The organism is Blastococcus goldschmidtiae, assembly GCF_031845325.1.
In the GTDB taxonomy this organism is placed as follows: domain Bacteria; phylum Actinomycetota; class Actinomycetes; order Mycobacteriales; family Geodermatophilaceae; genus Blastococcus; species Blastococcus goldschmidtiae.
This window is the reverse complement of record NZ_JAVREI010000045.1, coordinates 1-464: the sequence shown is the minus strand read 5'-3', so window position 1 is coordinate 464 and position 464 is coordinate 1. Positions and strand designations below refer to the sequence as shown.

The following is a 464-nucleotide window of genomic DNA, read 5'->3' as shown; positions in this document are numbered from 1 at the left end:
GACGTTTTTCCGTAATGGAAAGCGATGACATGATGGCGTCAATCTTCTTCGCTTTTAAGGACGGGATTAACGCATCCAGCGGATTTTCGACAAACGTACATTGCGTATTGATGCGTTTGCATAATTCCTTTGCCAGATCGATATCGAAGCCAACCAGTTCGCCTTGTGAATTTTTTGATTCAAATGGCGCATAGGTCGGGTCGGTACCGATGCGGATGTTTTGCGGAATCGCAGCAAATGCCGCAGTTGCGCTGGAGAAGGCCAGAACCAGAGAGAGCGATAGCACCAGTTTTTTCATAATGTCCTCAACTGACAGTCTTTTTATAGGGAATATTTACAGGTTTGTTACACTTATCGTGCCATAAAATTGACCATCAAGGCAAAATATCCCGCCCCGTTAGACGTATTATTTTTCATTAAAAATGCTTAAGTATGCATTTCAATGCACCACGATAGTGCAACAA

At 43.1% G+C, this 464-nt stretch carries 1 protein-coding gene; it reads right to left on the bottom strand.

Annotated elements, in window-relative coordinates; all coding sequences use genetic code 11:
* On the bottom strand, window positions 1–298 hold a 298-nt coding region (locus RM425_RS21510; protein ID WP_311347271.1), incomplete at its 3' end, for a transporter substrate-binding domain-containing protein.
* Between the last annotated feature and the right edge of the window lie 166 nt (window positions 299–464).